This window comes from Micromonospora sp. NPDC023737, from assembly GCF_040639715.1.
Lineage (GTDB): Bacteria > Actinomycetota > Actinomycetes > Mycobacteriales > Micromonosporaceae > Micromonospora.
Genome location: NZ_JBFAAL010000007.1, coordinates 109,290 through 126,062, shown reverse-complemented (window position 1 = coordinate 126,062; position 16,773 = coordinate 109,290). Strand labels below are relative to the sequence as shown.

Sequence of the window (16,773 nt, the reverse complement as noted above, 5' to 3'; positions counted from 1 at the left end):
ATGCATCCACAAGGGACGCATTACGGCAGTCGCAGGCGGCGGACCAGCGCACATTGCCGTTCGCGGCGATGGGCGGTCCACAATTTCGTTCCGGCGGGCCGGGGAGGATCCGTCCTTTCGGCGCCTGTGCAATCCGGCCGCCCTATCAGTGATGGGATCGGGGGAGAAGGCAAGGGTCGGCTTTCGGACGTCCGCCGGCATACCTCGGCGCTCGTTCGGTTGTCCGGCACCTCACATCGGGCGTGATCGACGAAGCCGTGTTGCTTCCTGGCGCGAATCGTCCCGGCGGCGGGTGGCGGTTGAGCCTTCCATCTCACGCCTTGATGTCCGGTTGCTCAATGTCCGTCGGGTGCAAGCTGAAGTGCCGGCCGTTCAGATGCCCCGCCGATGTGAGAGACGGCGAAATGCAGGCAAATATCGGAGATTAGCGGCCCGACGAGCGGCACGAACCAATGAGGCCTTTCCAAGCTGATCTTGCAGCTCATTCGGCTGCGGCGAGCCCGGAGATCGATGAGGGTGAGGCTCCAGGTAAGACAGCAGTTGACCAAGATCCGATGCCCCGACCGGGAGCCTCGCCTGTGGCGTCTTACCCCTCCACGATCCCGCTGTCCAGCCACACCCTGAACCGGCTCGCCGACCTCATCCGAGCGCACCGCAACCAGCACCGATCCCGGTGGCGGCGCCTCGACCCAGGCCGGCAGGCGCTGCTTGCCCCTGGCCCACCTGCGCAACAGCGACACCCATGCCCGGCTCGCCGCCGCCCGCAGTCACGGCATCGTCGACGCGCTGACCAGCGCGGACGAGGGCTAGCAGGGCGCTCGCGGCAGCGTGCGCACACCGTTCAAGCGGCGCAGCTTCCGGCCGAATCTGTCACGCCGGCAGAAGGCGGTCAACCGGGCCCACGCGGAAATCCGTGCCCGCGGCGAACGCGCCATCGCCACGCTCAAGAGCTGGAGAATCCTGACCAAGCTGCACTGCTGCACTCGCCGCGCCACTGCGATCGTGCAGGCCATCGTGGTCCTGCACCACGTCGAAGCGAACCGCTACGCAGGATGGAAATGGCTTATTTATCAGCGGCGCGGCTCAGGCGCGAGGACATCGGCCGCTCCGGAGTGGATCCGCTCGTCGTTCTCGCCCGAATCACCGGTAAACCGCGCACGCCCCTGTCGGGCCCCACCGGGCCCGTCGCTGGGCTCGGCGGCGCGGTACCTGCGTGGGGTGGCGACGTACGCGCTCTCCGCTACCACCGGAGATCGCTGAGGTCTGCTCCGGGGACCTTTTCAGCCGCGCCTGCTCACCGCTGAGACCAACAAGGGGATCTTCTGGTAGTGACACGGGAGGTGGCGGGCCTTCGCTGGAACCCCCGTAACGCCCATCCTGTCGGCGACGCTTGATCAACGGGACGAAACACCCGTCCCGTCGGTCCTACGGACCGGCTCATCTCCGCACCGAGGTACAGATAGATGCCCCCCATGTCTCCGGCCAGGCGGTACCGCCTGGCCGCACGCCTCGCACTTGGCGCGCTCGGCGCCCTCGCGGTCACGACCCTGTCCGCCACGCCCGCCCTCGCCGCGCCCAACCGTGCCGACCTGGCCGTCACCGCGTCCGTCAACCCGGCGACGGTGGTGGACGTCGGCGGCGGGGCGGCCGTACAGGTCGACGTCCACAACGCCGGCGCCAAGGCGGCCGACGACGTCGCCCTGCAGTACGCCCTGCCGGCCGACGCCTACTTCACAGACGGCAACTCCATCCCGGCCGGCTGGCATTGCGACCTCCGAACCACCCTGACCTGCACGTACGGCTCCCTGGCCGCCGGCGCGACCGCCCCCCGGCTGCGCTTCTACATCTCCTTCCCCGGCGGGCAGGTCGGCGAGACCGCGACGGTCACCACCACCGCGTCGACAACCAGCAACGAGCTCTCCCTCGCCAACAACACCGGCCAGGCGACGGTCAGCTACATCCGCGGCGTGACCGACCTGGCGGTCAACCAGATCTGGGCCCCCACCCAGGCCCAGGTCGGTGACACCGTGGAAATCGGCATCGACGTGGCGAACAACGGCAACATGACGGCCCAGGAGGTCTACGTCAGGGTGCCGCTGCCGGTCGGCTTCACCCGCCAGTCCGAGGGCCCCACCGGTCCCTGGTACTGCGACTTCATCGACGACCCGGCGCTTGGCGGGCCGGAGTGGCGGTGCACGCTCTACCAGCTGGTCAACGGTTGGCAAGCGGACACCCTCTACCTGACCGCGACCGTCACCTCCGGCACCTCGGGCGACTCCGTTCCGGTGACCGTAACGGCCTCCACCAACTCCCCAGAGGACAACCTCGGCGACAACAGCGCGCAGACGAGCATCGCCCTCGTCTGACCGCGCCGACGCGGGTTTCCGCGTCCGCGCCGGCCCCGGCGCCCGGAAACCCCGGCGCCGGGGCCGGCCGCTCACGTGTGCTGGCACCGGTGGTCCGCCCCGGCTGCGACTGGGCCGCGGACTTGGCCCGGCAGCGGGGGCTTCTGGGCACGAGACGGGGCCGGCCCCGGGAAGGAGACCGGCCCCGTCGGAGCCACGGTCTGGGTTACCGGATCACGACGACGTGGTCGGCCTGCGCGTGCAGGAACGTGGCGTCGCCGTCCCACCGGACGGTGTACGTGTACTCGCCGCGCGCGCCGGGCGTGTCGGTGAAGTCGAAGGTCCCGTCCTCGGCGGGGGTCACGGCCGGCAGGTAGACGGTGGTGATGTCTTCGCCGTTGAGGATGCGAGTCACTGTGAGCGTGGTGCCCGGGGCGAGTGCCCGCCCGGGGGTCGCCAGCTCGCCGCTGAAGCGGAGGCTCCGATTGGTGCTGGCCGTGTTCGGGCCCGTCAGGCTCAGCGTGGACGGCTGCCGAGCCACTTCGACGGTCGCGGTGGCCTGGCTCCAGCGGAAGGCCGAGTTGCCGTCCCAGAGCACGTCGTAGTGGACTGTCCCGCCGGCCGGCGGTGTGTCGGTCAGACTGAAGGTGCCGTCGGTGGCGGTCGTCACCGGGGCGAGCGTGGCACTGGTGCCGTCCGGGTGCCGGCGCGTCACCATCACCGGCTGCGCGCCGGGCACTGACCCGTCGGACAGGGTCAGCCGGCCGGTCACGGTGAGCGGTACGAGCGCCGTCCCGGTGGCCTGGGCGGTCGCGGTCACCGAGGACGCTGCGAGGGTGATGCCCCGCAGCCGCCACAGCGTGTAGCGCCCGGTCGACATCTCATACAGGACAGTGAAGGCGTCGGTGCCGGAGAAGGTGAGTGCGCCCTCCACCACCTGGCCGGACGGGTTGTCAGCGGTGTGCAGCTTCGTGGTCGTCGCCGCGTCGTACACGCCTATACGGGGGCCGGCGAGCTCGATGCGGTCGCGGGAGGCGCGTGCGCCGATGACGTGGGCGCCGTCCGGGCTGAGTGCGACGGCCTGCGGGAAGCCGACGAAGGTGGGTTCCTCGCCGTACGCGCCGACCCTGGTCATGCTGGCGGTGTCCCAGATGTCATAGCGGTACGGCGAGTCGAACGCCGTGATCGCTCTCGAACCGTCCGCCGTGATGGTGATGTCCTTCAGGTACATGAAGTTGTTGTCGTGGCCGTCGAGCACCCCGCGCAGGGTGGCAGGGGTGGTGCTGACGTCGTACACGTACAGGTCGGCGGGGCTGCTTCCGCTTTCGCCGGCCACCACGGTGGACCCGCCGGCGGCGACTTTCGGTGGACCGTACAGGCCGCTGGCGATGCGGACCGGCTCCGGCGTCGCCGCAGACAGGTCCAGGCCGACGACACCGCCGCTCCAGCTGTTGGTGGGGCCGTGCCCGACCCAGAGACGGTCGCCCGCCAGCGACACGTAGGCCGGGTACGGGTATGCGGCCAGGTCGAACCGTCGGGTGACGGTGAGGGAGGCGGTGTCGATCTCTGCGATCTCGTTCGAGGCGTTGAGCGCCGCATAGAGGCGGCTGCCGTCTGGCGTGACAGCGAGGCCTTGGGGTTCGGCGAGCCCGGTGACGGCACCGATCGTGGTGCCACTCTCGTCGGTGACGACGATCTGACTGCTGGCGGAGATGAACAGCCGGCCGTTCGCGGCGGCGATGTCCTTGACGAACTTCACTCCCTGCAGAACGGTGCTGGTATCCGCGGCCTGGGCGGGTGCGATGGCGGCGACCAGTCCGGTCGCCGCGATCAGTGTCGATGCCAGGGCCGAGCGGGCCACTGTGCGGAACCGCATACGCGGTCTCCCTTCGGTTGATACCCGTGATGCCGGCGAGCCGGCGTGTCGTGATCGGAGGCCGGTGCCGGGTCGGCGACAAGATCGTCACCCCATTGGTACAGGGCGATACCGTCGCCAAATGCGTTACACGGGGCGGGGCACGACCGCGAGGGAGGCTCACGTGTGGCGGGCTGACGGTCGGCACTCCTAAATCGTGCGAAGGAAGGCCGGTCTTCCAGACGTCCGATTCCACGACCTGCGGCACACCTGGCTGACCGTGCTGCTGACCCGGCACCCCTCCGCACATCACTCAGGCGATCCAGAAATGGATCCACCCGCCCGCCCGGTCGCCCAGCGGTGGGCACACCGGGCATGTTTTCCACTGGTGAAGCTTCGGAGCCACCGGCCGCGATCGAATCGGCGACATCTCGCTCACAGGCTCTGTGCGTCGCGTCCACACGCGTCCGGCAACGTTGCTGTCAGCGTTGCTGTCGACAGCAGTTCCGCCAGCGACCCAGGACGCCGCCCGCTGGGGGGATCCGGGTCCGTCGTACTGATTAGCCTCAGACGGTCTCGTCGAACGTGTCGGCACAGGGGCCTCTTGTCGTCTATTGACATCGCTGACGCCCAGGGCCGTAGCTGTTGCTGCCTTCGGACTGCCTCGCGGTACCGCTGGATGGTCCCTACGTGGCTCGCGCTCCAGATGATCCGTCGGCGTCACCGAGGGCAGCGGGTCGGGCGACGTGCGCGAGGATGGATACATGCCGAATTTGAACGAGTTGCAGGCTCTCCAGGATCGGGCACTGGGACGCTGGGAGTACCTTCAGAGCAATTGGCGCCGACGCGCCAGGGTCAATAAGGGCACCTCCATGCTCCTGGTCTACCTGAGCGTGACACTGGCAGTCTCCGCCACCGTGTTGGCGGCGGTGCCGGCCGTTCCGAAGTGGTTGATCGCTGCCATCAGTGGCGGTACCGCCCTCGCGACGACCCTGCTGGCTGCTACCAAGGCTCAGGAGCACTGGGCGCTCGCTCGATCGATACAGAACCAGCTTCATGCCGAGCGATTTCTCTACGAGCAACAGGCTGGCCGTTACGCCCTCGTGAACACTTCTACTAACGAAGCGCGAGCTCGGCTCTTTTCGGAACGCATCACCGAGATTGCATTGGCGGCTCATGACTCGTGGGCGACCCGGATAGCCACCACGCCCGCTCCCGTCGCGGCTTCACCTGCGGCGGCACCGCCCGTGACCTGATCCATCGAGCCGATAGTCGCCTGGATGATCAAGAGCTGGTCCGGCATCCTGACCAAACTGCGCTGCTGCCCGCGCCGCGCCACTGCGATCGCGCAGGCCATCCTCGTCCTGCACCACGTCGAAGCCAACCGCGCCCCAGGATGAAAAATGGCTCAATGGACGGAGCATGATTTGCGGGCAGCGGGTGACGGGCGGCAGCCATCGGCAGCTGTCGACCCGGCACGCGTGCTGCCGATAGGTTGGTCGCGTGGAACAGGACGACCAACTCCTGCACGCGTCGTCGTTCGGCGCGGCGGCGACCGCGTACGCCGAACACCGCCCGGACTACGCCCAGGCCGCGGTGCGCTGGGCGCTGGAGCCCGCGCCCGGCTTGCGGGTGCTCGACCTCGGCGCCGGAACCGGCAAGCTCACCGCCACGCTGGTTGCGGTGGGCGCCGACGTCACCGCGGTCGAGCCCGACCCGGCGATGCTGGCCGAGCTGCGCCGCGTACTCCCGGATGTCCGTGCCCTGCCGGGTAGCGCCGAAGCCATACCGCTGCCGGACGCGTCCGTGGATGCCGTGCTGGCCGGCAACGCCATGCACTGGTTCGACATGGCCGTAGCGGGGCCCGAGATAGCCAGGGTCCTGGTACCCGGCGGCATCCTGTCCGGTTTGTGGAACGTCATGGACGACCGCGTCGACTGGGTCGCCGGGCTGGCGCGGGTGAGCGGCAGCGCGGCCATCGGCCCGCGTGACACGCCCACCAGTTGGCGCGCCGAGACGGCCCGCGCGCATCTGCCGAAGGCCGGCGGGGCCGCCCGCTTCGGCTCACCGGAGCAGGCCGGGTTCCCGCACGGGCAGCACCGCACCGCCGACTCTCTGGTGGCGACACTCGCCACGCGGGCGGGGATGCTGGTCATGCCGGCACCGGAACGAGCAGCCACTCTCGGCCGGATCCGCGCTTTCCTGGCGAGCAGACCGGAGACCGCCGACGGCGAGTTCAACCTCCCGATGCTGACCTGCGTGCTGCGCCTCCGGCGGCTACCCGTAGACCCACCTCCGGCCGGCGTCCCGACGGCTTGAGTCGACTCGGGTCCTGGCGGTCAGGGTTTACCGCCGCCCGGACACCCCTCGTCCGCCGCGAGATCCGGTGGGGTGCGTGGCCGCTCAGCCAGGGATCGTCGAGTCCCGGATGAACCGCACCTGGTTGGCGTACCCGGCCGGTGCCACGGTCGGTCCATGACCACTACGACTCACCTCGTCACCGGCCACTGGATCGGCGGCGAGATCGTCGCCGGCTCGGCCGGCACCATTCCCGTCGTCAACCCGGCCACCGGCGAGACCGTCGCCCACACGCCGGCCGGCACCGCCGCCGACGTCGATCGCGCCGTCACCGCGGCCCGGGCCGCCCTCCCCGACTGGGCGGCCACCACCCCGCAGGAGCGCGCGGAGGTACTGCGCCGCCTGGCCGCGGGGCTCGCCGCGCGGCAGGAGGAGATCGCCGCCGCGATCACCGCCGAGATGGGTGCCCCGATCTCGCTGTCCCGGACCGCTCAGGTCGGTTTCCCGGCGGCGGTGATCGAATCCATCGCGAGCCTTGCCGGCGAGTTCCCGTGGACCGAGGAGATCGGCAACTCGCTGATCGTCCGTGAGCCCATCGGCGTGGTCGGCGCGATCACCCCGTGGAACTTCCCGCTCCAGCAGGTCGTGTCGAAGCTCGCCCCGGCGCTGCTGGCCGGGAACACGATGGTCTTCAAGCCGTCCGAGAACGCCCCGCTGACCGCGCGGATCCTCGCCGAGGTCGCCGCCGACGCGGGCGTACCCGCAGGCGTGTTGAACGTCGTGTACGGCACCGGCCCGGTCGTCGGAGAGGCGATGTCGGCCCACCCGGGCATGGACATGATCTCCTTCACCGGCTCCACCCGGGCCGGACGGCGTATCGCCGCGGTGGCCTCCGAGACCGTCAAGCGGGTCGCGCTGGAGTTGGGCGGCAAGGGCGCGAACATCATCCTCGACGACGCAGATCTGCCCGAGGCGGTGCACAAGGGCCTGATGATGGCGTTCAGCAACGGCGGTCAGGTCTGCGGCGCGTGGCCACGGATGCTGGTACCGGCGGCCCGCCAGGACGAGGTCGTCGCGCTGGCGGTCGAGGCGGCCCGGCAGTACACGGTGGGTGATCCGACCGACGAGGCGACCCGGATCGGCCCGATGGCCTCCGAGGCGCACCGGGTGAAGGTGAACGGGTACATCGAGCGGGGCATCGCCGACGGCGCGCGGCTGGTGTTCGGTGGCCCCGGCCGGCCGGAGGGCCTGACGACGGGTGCCTACGTCCAGCCGACGATCTTCGCCGACGTCGACCCGGACTCCGCGATCGCCCAGGAGGAGATCTTCGGCCCGGTGCTGACGATCATCCCTTACGCGGACGAGGAGGAGGCCGTAGCGATCGCCAACGGCACCCAGTACGGCCTGACCAGCGGCGTGTTCGGCGCGCCCGAGCACGCGCTCGCGGTCGCTCGGCGGCTGCGGGTCGGGCAGGTCGACGTCAACGCCGGCCACTGGAACGCGCTGGCCCCGTTCGGCGGCTACAAGCAGTCCGGCAACGGCCGCGAGTTCGGCCGCTTCGGTCTCGAGGAGTTCCTGGAGATCAAGTCGATCCAGCGTTGATCGCCACTGCGGGCGGCCCGGTCCACGCCGCCGGACCGAGGCCGCCCGCAGCTGCACCGGCCGGTTCGTCGCGCAGGCTCGAAGGTGGCTGGGCAGCCGGGCGTCGAGGCGGCCCGGACGGTGAGCCGTGTCCTGGTCGCCACCAGTCGTGCCGGCGGGGTCCAGGGCCGCGGCACGGACGTCGCCCCGTGGTGCCGCTGATACCACCGGGAACCGTGATGACGGTGTGACGACAGCGGCGCGCAGCCAGGGACAGATGAACCCTGGATGCGCTGGGCCGGACGCGTCACCGTTGGTCACGTCACGGAACAGCGCACCGGGTCCCACTGGTTGTCCCCAGTTGCGGACGTCGGGCGGAAGGGGGGAGACACCGTGGATCGCGCTCAACTCGCCCACTTCCTGCGTACCCGGCGGGAGGCGCTCCAGCCGGAGGACGTAGGTCTGCCCCGTGGCCCGCGCCGGCGTACCGGGGGTCTGCGGCGCGAGGAGGTCGCCTCGCTCAGCGGCATGTCGACCGACTACTACAGCCGGCTGGAGCAGCAGCGCGGCCCGCAGCCCTCCGAGCAGATGCTCGCCGCCCTGGCGCGCGGGCTACGGCTGTCGCTGGCGGAGCGGGACCACCTGTTCCGGCTCGGTGGGCACGCCGTGCCGCACCGCACCGTCCGGGCCGACCACGTCAACCCGGGGATGATGCGGATCCTCGACCGGCTTCAGGACACCCCCGCGATGGTGGTGAACCATCTCGGCGAGACGCTGGCGCAGACGCCCCCCGCGGTGGCGTTGGTCGGCGACGAGACCCGGCACACCGGGCTGACCCGCAGCCTGCACCACCGCTGGTTCACCGATCCGGCCACGCGGCAGCTGTACCCGGCCGAAACCCACGCGACGCACAGCCGGCTGCTCGCCGCGCACCTGCACGCCGCGTACACCCGGGACGGGCGAGGTTCGCGCGCGGCGGAGATCGCCGACGCGTTGCTGGCCGAGAGCCCGGAGTTCGCACGACTGTGGCGCGAGCATCCCGTCCCGGGTGGGATGTGCCCACCGAAACGCTTCCAGCATCCGGAGGTCGGCGCGCTGGAGCTGCACTGCCAGATCCTGGTGGATCCGGACCAGTCGCAGACACTGCTGGTGTTCACCGCCGTGCCCGGTTCGGCCAGCGACGAGAAGCTGCGGCTGCTCTCCGTCGTCGGCGCCCAGCACATCTGACGCACCCCTGACGGGTCGTGTCCACGCGGGGCCGGTGCCTCAGAGCGCGCCGGGCGCCGCGGTCACGCTCGGCCGAGCGCCCCGCCAACTGTTCGCGAGGCTCCAGCCAGGACAGCCGCACCCTCGAACCAACTGTCCGAACGCGTGGCGCGGCTTCACCGTAGGCAGCGCAGATCCCGGTGGCGGCGCCCTGGTCGAGCTGCGCTGCTGCCCACGCCGAGCCACCGCGATCGTCCGAGCCGTCCTCGTCCTGGACCACGTCGAAACCACCCGCGACGCGGGATGCCAGGTGGCTCAGTCACAGTCCCGCGCCACGCACCGCCTCGTGGATCGCCGCACTGTTGTCGATCAGCTCGTTGACGTCCTTGCTGGCCATCGTCGCGGTCACGTAGACGTGGTGCACCCCGCCCTCAGCCAGGACAGCCAAGTCCTCGACCAACTGCTTCGGGCTACCGGCGAAGGGCTGGCGGCCCGCCGCCGGCACTTCGGACAGGTCCTGCACGAGCACCTGGTAGATGCAGCTGATCTCGGCCGGGTCCCGTCCCACCTCGGCTGCCATTTCACGAAGTTGCGCGAGCTGCGCCACGACCGATTCAGGCGGGACGCCGGTGGGCAGCCACCCGGTGCCGCGGCGGGCGATGCGGCGCAGCGCGGCCGGACCGGTACCGCCCAGATAGATCGGGATCCGGCGAGCCGGCTTCGGTTTCACCATCGCCGGGGCGATGCGGTAGCGCTCGTTGTCGAACGACACCGGGTCGGGGCCCCACGCCGCCGAGGCCACGTCCAGGAACTCGTCGAGAGCCGCGCCGCGCTCGGAGTACGGCCGTGGCGCGGCCGCGTCGAACTCGTCGATCGACCAGCCGACGCCCAGGCCCGCGATGACTCGGCCACCCGACTGGTGATCCAGCGTCGCCAGGGACCGGGCCAGCTGCAACGGCGTGCGCAGCGGTGGAACGAGGACACCCGTGCCCAGCTCGATCCGCTCGGTGACAGCAGCAGCCATCGCCAAAGTGATCAGTGGCTCGCCGGTGGACGAATAGACGTCCGGCCAGGGCAGATCAGGAACGTTGTACAGACCATGGGGGCCGCTCTGGTCGACGGGCATCAGCACACGCTCGTACACCCACAGGCTGTCGTACCCGATCTCTTCGGCGGCCCGCGCGAACTGCACGACGTCCGTCGTCAGGTCGTACCGGGAGTCTTGCGGAAGGTTGACGCCAAGTTTCAGTGGCATGTGACTGACTCCTTCTCTCGATGCCGGAAATGGAACGCGGCGAGCGCGCCGACGGGACGCCTCCGCTGGGCAACGAGATCCGCCCTCCCGGTGACGTCGGCATCCTGAGCTGCAAAGAGGCCGATGCCAGGATGTGAGCGTCCGCACCGGCACCCACAGGACGCGGCTGCCCGCACGTCCGCGAGCACTCGGGTCAGTTCTCAGCTGGGAGAGTTGGTTCGAGACGAACGGGCTGCCGTGGTTCCCGGCCGATTCCCTGGTCCGAGACTGTAGCTCCTGCGGCTCCGGCCTCACGATGGTGCTGATCACAATCGAGTCGCCTTCACGATCATCGCCCGGCGTAGCCGTGGTGGCGCCACCATCTGACCTGCGCCGATTCCCGCCCGAACCGATTCAGGCGCGGGCCCCGCCGAGGCCGAGCAGCACGGCGAGCCCGAGCGCGCTGCGCGGGGCGTACGGCACCCGCCACAACCCGCCGTGCGCCGCGGCGTACGCCTCGTCCTGCCACGGATGCGCGGACGCCGGGACGCCGTTGCGGAGGTTGTGCACGAGCAACGCGGCCATCAGCGTGTTGCTGGTCGCCGGTTCGAACACCTCGATGCCGAACCGGTGTGCCCCGGCGTACGCGGCCGCGAGCGCCCGGTTACGCAGCACCGAACGGGTCCGGGTGGGCGGCGCGACGTTGAACGACACCGTTGCGCCCGCCTCCCGCGCGACCGTGGCCCGCCACCGCTGCAACCGCTTGGCCAGCGCGTAGTTGGGTCCCTGCTGCGGCACCAGGCTGTCGTTGATACCGGGGTCGGCGCCGGGCGGGTAGTTGCGGCGCAGGAGCCGACCGGCGGAGAGCAGCCGCACCGCGCGATGGGTGGTCCTGCGGTCCGCGTACCCCTCGTTCGCGTGACGCACCGCGTCGGCCGGGACGGCGAAGACGTCGGTGGGGGTGGCGAGGAACGCGAGAGCCGTGTCGGGTCGGCGCTGCTGGAGGTGTCGGCTGAGCGCGTCGACCGCCACCGCGACCCGCACGTTGGTCGCGCCGTCGGCGTACACGTAGTTACCCAGCACGAGCGGGCCGTCGACTCGGTTGAGCCACTCGGCCACCTGGGGCAGGCGGTGCAGCAGATCAGCACCCGCGTGCGCCGCCAGCGTCCGGTCGTCGTCCGTGGCGCTGCCGGCGGGCAGTGGCAGGTGGAGCCGGCCGCCGTAGCGGCGGGCGGTGTTCAGCAGGCGTCGCCAGATCTCCGGCCGAGGCAGGTCGACAGCCATCACCTCGCCGCCCCACCGCAGCACAGATGTCAGCGGGCCCATCTCGGCGCCCGCGCCGAGCACGACGATCCGCTGGTCACGCAGGTCCAGCCAGTCAGGATTGTCGATCACCGTGCGCACCGCGTCGGCGCACGAGGGTTCGACGACGCCGCTGGCGACCCACGCGTCCAGACGGCGTCGCAGGTCGTCGCCGCGCAGGCGTTGGCCCCGGTACGGCAGCGCGAGTTCCCGCTCGACCGGGCCGGCACCGGTGACGGTGGCCGTGTCCAACGGCGGATGCCCGCCGGATGTCGAGAAGACCTCGTCGAGCCCGACCTCACGGCCGTCGTCCTCGATCACCGCCATCCGGGCGTGCAGGGAGGCGAGCCCGGCGCGGGCGATGGTGACCGCGGCGTCGGGGGAGAGCAGGCTCGCCTCCAGCAGCCGGCGGAAGTGGCCGAGGTACCCGTGCCGCCAGTCCGTCTCGTGCTCGGCCGACCGGGCACCGACCGGATCGACAGCGCGCAGCGCGTCGACCACGACCGCCCGGCCGAGCGCGGTCGTGCTGCGCCTGCCCTCGACAGCGGGGAAGACCACCCCGGTCGGACCCTCCACGGTCGCTCCTCCCCGCCTCGGCCGTCCCACGCCTCGCGCGACACTCTGCCGTATCCCGCGTCGGAGCGCACTGTCGCATCGACGCGCCTGCCCGGGCCCGGCGGCCGGACCGAGCCACCGGGCAGGGCCGACAGGAGCCGCACGCCCACATGCGACAGGTGACGCCCGAGCTCCGGATTCCCCCCGCGGCCCGGGCGCGCGAGGGCCGGTGCGAAGATCAGCTTTGTTCCCCGACCGGAAGGATGGCCATGCGCTACCGGACCCTGGGCGCCACCGGCACGGTGGTGTCGACCCTCTGTCTCGGCACGATGACGTTCGGCGCGGAGACCGACGAGGAGGGCAGCTTCGCCCAACTCGACCGGTTCGCCGAGGCCGGCGGCACCTTCATCGACACCGCCGACGTCTACTCCCGCGGCGTCTCGGAGGAGATCGTCGGAAGATGGCTGCAGGCTCGCCCCGGCATGCGCGACCGGATGGTGATCGCCACCAAGGGGCGCTTCTCGATGGGTCCGGGAGCGAACGACGCGGGCCTGTCCCGGGTGCACCTGACCCGCGCCCTGGACGCGAGCCTGCGGCGGCTCGGCGTCGAGGCCATCGACCTCTACCAGGCCCACGCCTGGGATCCGCTGACTCCGCTGCCGGAGACGCTGCGGTTCTTCGACGACGCGATCAGCGCGGGCAAGATCCGTTACGCCGGGGTCAGCAACTTCACCGGTTGGCAGCTGCAGAAGGCCGCACTGCTCACCCAGCATCTCGGACTCGCGCCGATCGTGACGCTGCAGCCGCAGTACAACCTGCTGGCTCGGGAGATCGAGTTCGAGCTGGTGCCGGTCTGCGAGAACGAGGGCATCGGCATCCTGCCGTGGTCCCCGCTCGGCGGTGGCTGGCTGTCCGGCAAGTACCGCCGGGACACCCCGCCGACTGGCGCCACCCGTCTCGGTGAGAACCCCGAGCGCGGCGTCGAGGCGTACGCGGGCCGCAACGCCCAGGAACGCACCTGGCGGGTACTCGACGCGGTGCGGCAGGTCGCCGACGAGCTGGGTGCCTCCATGTCGGCCGTGGCGCTGGCCTGGTTGGCGGCGCGGCCGGCGGTCACGTCGGTGATCCTCGGAGCGCGGACCACCGAACAGCTGGACGACAACCTCACCGCCGCCGATCTGACCCTCGACGCCGCGCAGATCCACCTGTTGGACGAGGTCAGCGCCCCGCCGGTGGGCGACTACCCGTACGGCCGGCCGGGTGTGCAGCAGCGCGGCCGCGAACTGCCCACGGGCTGAGCCGCCCGCATCGCCGTGGCGGCGGAAAGCTCATTCTCCGGACTGAGCCTTCTGCCGCCACCGATCGCGAAGGAGGTCGCTGGCGACAACGGCGGCCAGCACCAGCGCGGCCGCGACGGCGACCATCACCGGCGGCCAGCCGGGCGCCCACGGGATCATGACGCCCAGTACCGGCAGCCAGACCACCCGATGCCACGGCACACCCCCGCCGAGCTGGTAGGTGAAGATCCCCCGGCCCAAGATGAACAGCACGGGCCCACCCAGCATCAGCATGGCCACGCGCACCGGTGTGTCCCCGGTCGGCCGGTTGATGACCTGGTCGGCGCCGGCGGCGACGCAGACCACGCCGATCAACATCACCAGATGGGTGTACGGGGCCAGCCGGGCGGCCCGGCCGCGCATGCGTCGGGACAGTCGGAGGATCGAACCGGCCCCGTACACGTAGAGCTGCCAGAGCAGCAGCATCGTGATGAAGGCCGTCACGAACCCGGCCAGCCGCGGAGCGGCGAAGTCCGAAGAACTGATCTTCAGGGTGGGCACGAGGATGATGTCGCCGAGGGCGAGGATGACGAACTGCTGGTACCGCTCGCCCAGATGCTCGGTCACCTTCTCGTACTGGTCGACCGGCACCCGGCCCAGCCACGGCGTCGGAAAGCGCGCCCCGGTCGCCACATACTCGATGACCACGGCGGCGGTCCAGAGCCACCAGTACGGCTGGCCGGGCATTAGCGCCCCGAGAAGCCACAGGACCCCGGAGACCGCGAACCAGAAGAAGAACCGGGCCGCGCGCGTTTGGACGGCGCGCCGGTGCCGGTGCAACGCGGCGACCAGGATGACACCGCGAACCAGGTGCGGTGCCACGTACGCGACGGCGAACATCAGCGATGGGCCCTGTGCGGCCTGCGGCAGCGCGGCGGCCGTCCCCACAGCGCCGAGCGCGGTCACCATGAGCACGGCCTGGATGGGCCGCTGCTCCGGGTCGTAGAAGTCGGTGAGGACCGAGGTGATCGACCAGGTCCACCAGATCGCCATGAACAGCAGCAGGGCCCGTCCTGTTCCCGTCCAGGATTCGCTCTGCGAAATGATCACCGAGATGAGCGCGATGGCGGCCACGAAGACCACGTCGAAGAGCAGCTCCAGCAGCGTGGCACGGTTCGACGCGTCCGGTCGGCGCACCAGACCGGTGCCGCCTCCGGTCGTCATCCCGGCCTCCCGCCCCGTCGCGCCCGGATCGCGGAACCCCGCGGGCGGCCCGCTCAGCCACCGGGCGCCCCGCCGCCGTACGGCCGTTCAGCCGTACCCCGACAGGAATTATCGACGCAGCTGGACGGGCCCGTCCCCGGTTCGACGATTCCGCAGCCTCGACGAGCACGCGGTGTCCGGGGTTGCCGCTGCGCTGCGGACGCGACGACGTGCCGTGGGCCTGCCGGCACGAGTCACCGGCCAATCCGCCAGGAGCTGCGCGACGGCGCGCGGTCAGCCGGCGTGACGTACGTCGGTCTGCCAGATCTCCGCCCACGGTCGTCGCAGGCCCGTACAGAGCCAGATGGGTCCGCCGTTCTCGTCGTTGTCGACCTCGACGCGCTGGTCGACCCGGCCGGCGAGCGTGACGTCGGCGAACCAGGCGCGCAGCTGCTCGGGGTGTTCCCAGCCGACGGCGATCACCACGTCGGCATCGGCGGGCGGCTGGCCGAAGTCGACCATGCTGTTGTGGCCGGAGTAGGCCGCCGGCAGTCCACGGGAAGGACCGTAGCGGGCGATCGCACCGGCCTCGCCGTAGTTGGCGGTGAGGACGACGGCCCGCCGTCGCTGCGGGTCGGGCAGCGCCCGGTGGACGGCGGCGACGGAGTCGGCGAACTCCGGCCAGCCGATCGTCTCGCCGGCGTCGTAGTTCACGGCGGTCACGAAGCCGGGCAGCCGATCGGCGGGCAGGGTGGGCAGCAGCAGCACCCCGTTGGGGGCGACGAACAGCAGCGCGGCGACGATCAGTAGGCCACGCTTCAGCGTGCTCGCGCCGCGGCCGGCCCAGGCGACGGTGAGCACGGCCCCGGCGGCGGTGAGCACCAGCAGCAGCGGAGCGTCGTAGTAGCCCTTGCCGCCGGCGAGCAGCACGACGGCGACGACCACCAACCAGGCCCACGCCAACGCCCGGTACGGCCGCCAGGCCGGTCGACGCAGCAGGGCCACGAGCCCGGCGATCCAGATCGGTACGGCGTACGGGCTGATGATGACGAACTGGAGAGTGAACGCGTCGACCCGGCCGCTGTAGGAGCTGTCGCCGTCGGAGATCGCGGAGGCGACGGAGAGCTGCGGGAAGCCGTGCGTGGCCTGCCAGATCAGCGTGGGTGTGGCGAGCAGGACGGCGACGGCGGCGGCGGCGAGCACCCACCGGTCGCGCAGCAGCCGCCGTGGCCCGGCGATGGTCACCCCGGCGACGAGCCCGACGGCGAGCAGCGCGGGCAGCAGCTTGTTGAGCATGCCGACGCCGAGAGCCAACCCGATGCCGATTGCCCATCGAGGGTCGCCGGTGCGCAGCATCCGTACGGTGAACAACGCCGTGACCAGCCAGACCAGCATGTCGACGGTGGTGGTGCTGAGCAGGTGGCCGCTGGCGAACACCAGGCCGGAGGTGCCGGCCAGGAACGCCGCGAACGTCTGCGCGCCCCGCCCGGCGCCGAATTCGCGAGCGATCGCGGCGACGATCAGGACGCAGCCGCCCCCGATCAGCGCCGACGGGGCGCGTAGCGCCACCAGGTTGCCCGGCGCGATGGTGTCGACCAGCCGGGCGAGGGCGGGCACCAGCGGGCCCTGGTCGACGTATCCCCAGTCGAGGTGCCGCCCGCACAGCAGGAAGTAGAGCTCGTCGCGGTGGTAGCCGTAGCGGTTGGCGAGCAGCAGCAACAGGGCGGTCACCGCACCGGCGATCAGCCACGGCCCGCGGGCGCGGGGACCGGGGGCGGGCGGACGGACGGCCGCGGCGGAGTCTTCGCCGCGCGAGCGGCCCAGCTCGGTGACGGATTCGGCCACGTCCATATCATGGCGGTCCGCGTCGCCGAGCGGGGTCCCGGCTGCGGCGTGTGTGGTAACGGATCGGCCACG

11 protein-coding genes and 2 pseudogenes are annotated in these 16,773 nt (G+C 71.0%); 8 read left to right on the top strand and 5 right to left on the bottom strand.

The annotated features are described in order from the left end of the window. Nucleotides 1-578 precede the first annotated feature (578 nt). Together AB0F98_RS17615 and AB0F98_RS17610 are read left to right on the top strand one after the other, a co-directional pair. Nucleotides 579-1,053 (top strand): annotated as a pseudogene (locus AB0F98_RS17615) (transposase family protein); the annotation flags it as partial. A gap of 419 nt (nt 1,054-1,472) precedes the next feature. Beyond that, complete coding sequence (locus tag AB0F98_RS17610; protein WP_357736064.1) at nt 1,473-2,366, top strand: hypothetical protein; 894 nt, start codon at nt 1,473-1,475, stop codon at nt 2,364-2,366. A 205-nt stretch (nt 2,367-2,571) separates the two neighbouring features. On the opposite strand, the gene AB0F98_RS17605 is transcribed toward AB0F98_RS17610, so the two are convergent. Continuing rightward, nucleotides 2,572-4,221 carry a hypothetical protein gene (locus AB0F98_RS17605; RefSeq protein WP_357736061.1) on the bottom strand — a complete coding sequence of 550 codons (1,650 nt, stop codon included), beginning with the start codon at nt 4,219-4,221 and terminating at the stop codon, nt 2,572-2,574. A 743-nt stretch (nt 4,222-4,964) separates the two neighbouring features. Here AB0F98_RS17605 and AB0F98_RS17600 point away from each other — a divergent pair. The 5 genes and pseudogenes from AB0F98_RS17600 to AB0F98_RS17580 all read left to right on the top strand — a co-directional run. After that, complete coding sequence (locus tag AB0F98_RS17600; protein WP_357736058.1) at nt 4,965-5,456, top strand: DUF4231 domain-containing protein; 492 nt, start codon at nt 4,965-4,967, stop codon at nt 5,454-5,456. 247 nt (nt 5,457-5,703) lie between these two features. Then, nucleotides 5,704-6,519 (top strand): class I SAM-dependent methyltransferase, encoded by an 816-nt coding sequence (locus AB0F98_RS17595; protein ID WP_357736055.1) that lies wholly within the window; start codon nt 5,704-5,706, stop codon nt 6,517-6,519. 156 nt (nt 6,520-6,675) lie between these two features. Beyond that, on the top strand, nt 6,676-8,100 hold the full coding sequence (locus AB0F98_RS17590; RefSeq protein ID WP_357736052.1) for an aldehyde dehydrogenase family protein: 1,425 nt from the start codon (nt 6,676-6,678) through the stop codon (nt 8,098-8,100). A gap of 372 nt (nt 8,101-8,472) precedes the next feature. After that, nucleotides 8,473-9,306 carry a helix-turn-helix transcriptional regulator gene (locus AB0F98_RS17585; protein WP_357736049.1) on the top strand — a complete coding sequence of 278 codons (834 nt, stop codon included), beginning with the start codon at nt 8,473-8,475 and terminating at the stop codon, nt 9,304-9,306. 190 nt (nt 9,307-9,496) lie between these two features. After that, nucleotides 9,497-9,589, top strand: a pseudogene (locus tag AB0F98_RS17580) (IS5/IS1182 family transposase); the annotation flags it as partial. A gap of 15 nt (nt 9,590-9,604) precedes the next feature. Here AB0F98_RS17580 and AB0F98_RS17575 read toward each other — a convergent pair. Both AB0F98_RS17575 and AB0F98_RS17570 read right to left on the bottom strand, forming a co-directional pair. Continuing rightward, on the bottom strand, nt 9,605-10,540 hold the full coding sequence (locus tag AB0F98_RS17575) for an LLM class F420-dependent oxidoreductase (protein ID WP_357736046.1): 936 nt from the start codon (nt 10,538-10,540) through the stop codon (nt 9,605-9,607). A 393-nt stretch (nt 10,541-10,933) separates the two neighbouring features. Beyond that, nucleotides 10,934-12,397, bottom strand: coding sequence for a hypothetical protein (locus AB0F98_RS17570; RefSeq protein ID WP_357736043.1), 1,464 nt, complete (start codon nt 12,395-12,397; stop codon nt 10,934-10,936). A 248-nt stretch (nt 12,398-12,645) separates the two neighbouring features. Between AB0F98_RS17570 and AB0F98_RS17565 the strand changes: the two genes are divergently transcribed. Continuing rightward, nucleotides 12,646-13,674 (top strand): aldo/keto reductase, encoded by a 1,029-nt coding sequence (locus AB0F98_RS17565; RefSeq protein WP_357736040.1) that lies wholly within the window; start codon nt 12,646-12,648, stop codon nt 13,672-13,674. Between the two features lie 30 nt (nt 13,675-13,704). Here AB0F98_RS17565 and AB0F98_RS17560 read toward each other — a convergent pair whose 3' ends face one another. Together AB0F98_RS17560 and AB0F98_RS17555 are read right to left on the bottom strand one after the other, a co-directional pair. After that, nucleotides 13,705-14,877: a low temperature requirement protein A gene (locus AB0F98_RS17560; RefSeq protein WP_357736037.1), complete on the bottom strand. Its 1,173-nt coding sequence runs from the start codon at nt 14,875-14,877 to the stop codon at nt 13,705-13,707. Between the two features lie 273 nt (nt 14,878-15,150). Further along, nucleotides 15,151-16,701, bottom strand: coding sequence for a glycosyltransferase family 39 protein (locus AB0F98_RS17555; RefSeq protein WP_357736034.1), 1,551 nt, complete (start codon nt 16,699-16,701; stop codon nt 15,151-15,153). Nucleotides 16,702-16,773: the final 72 nt, after the last annotated feature.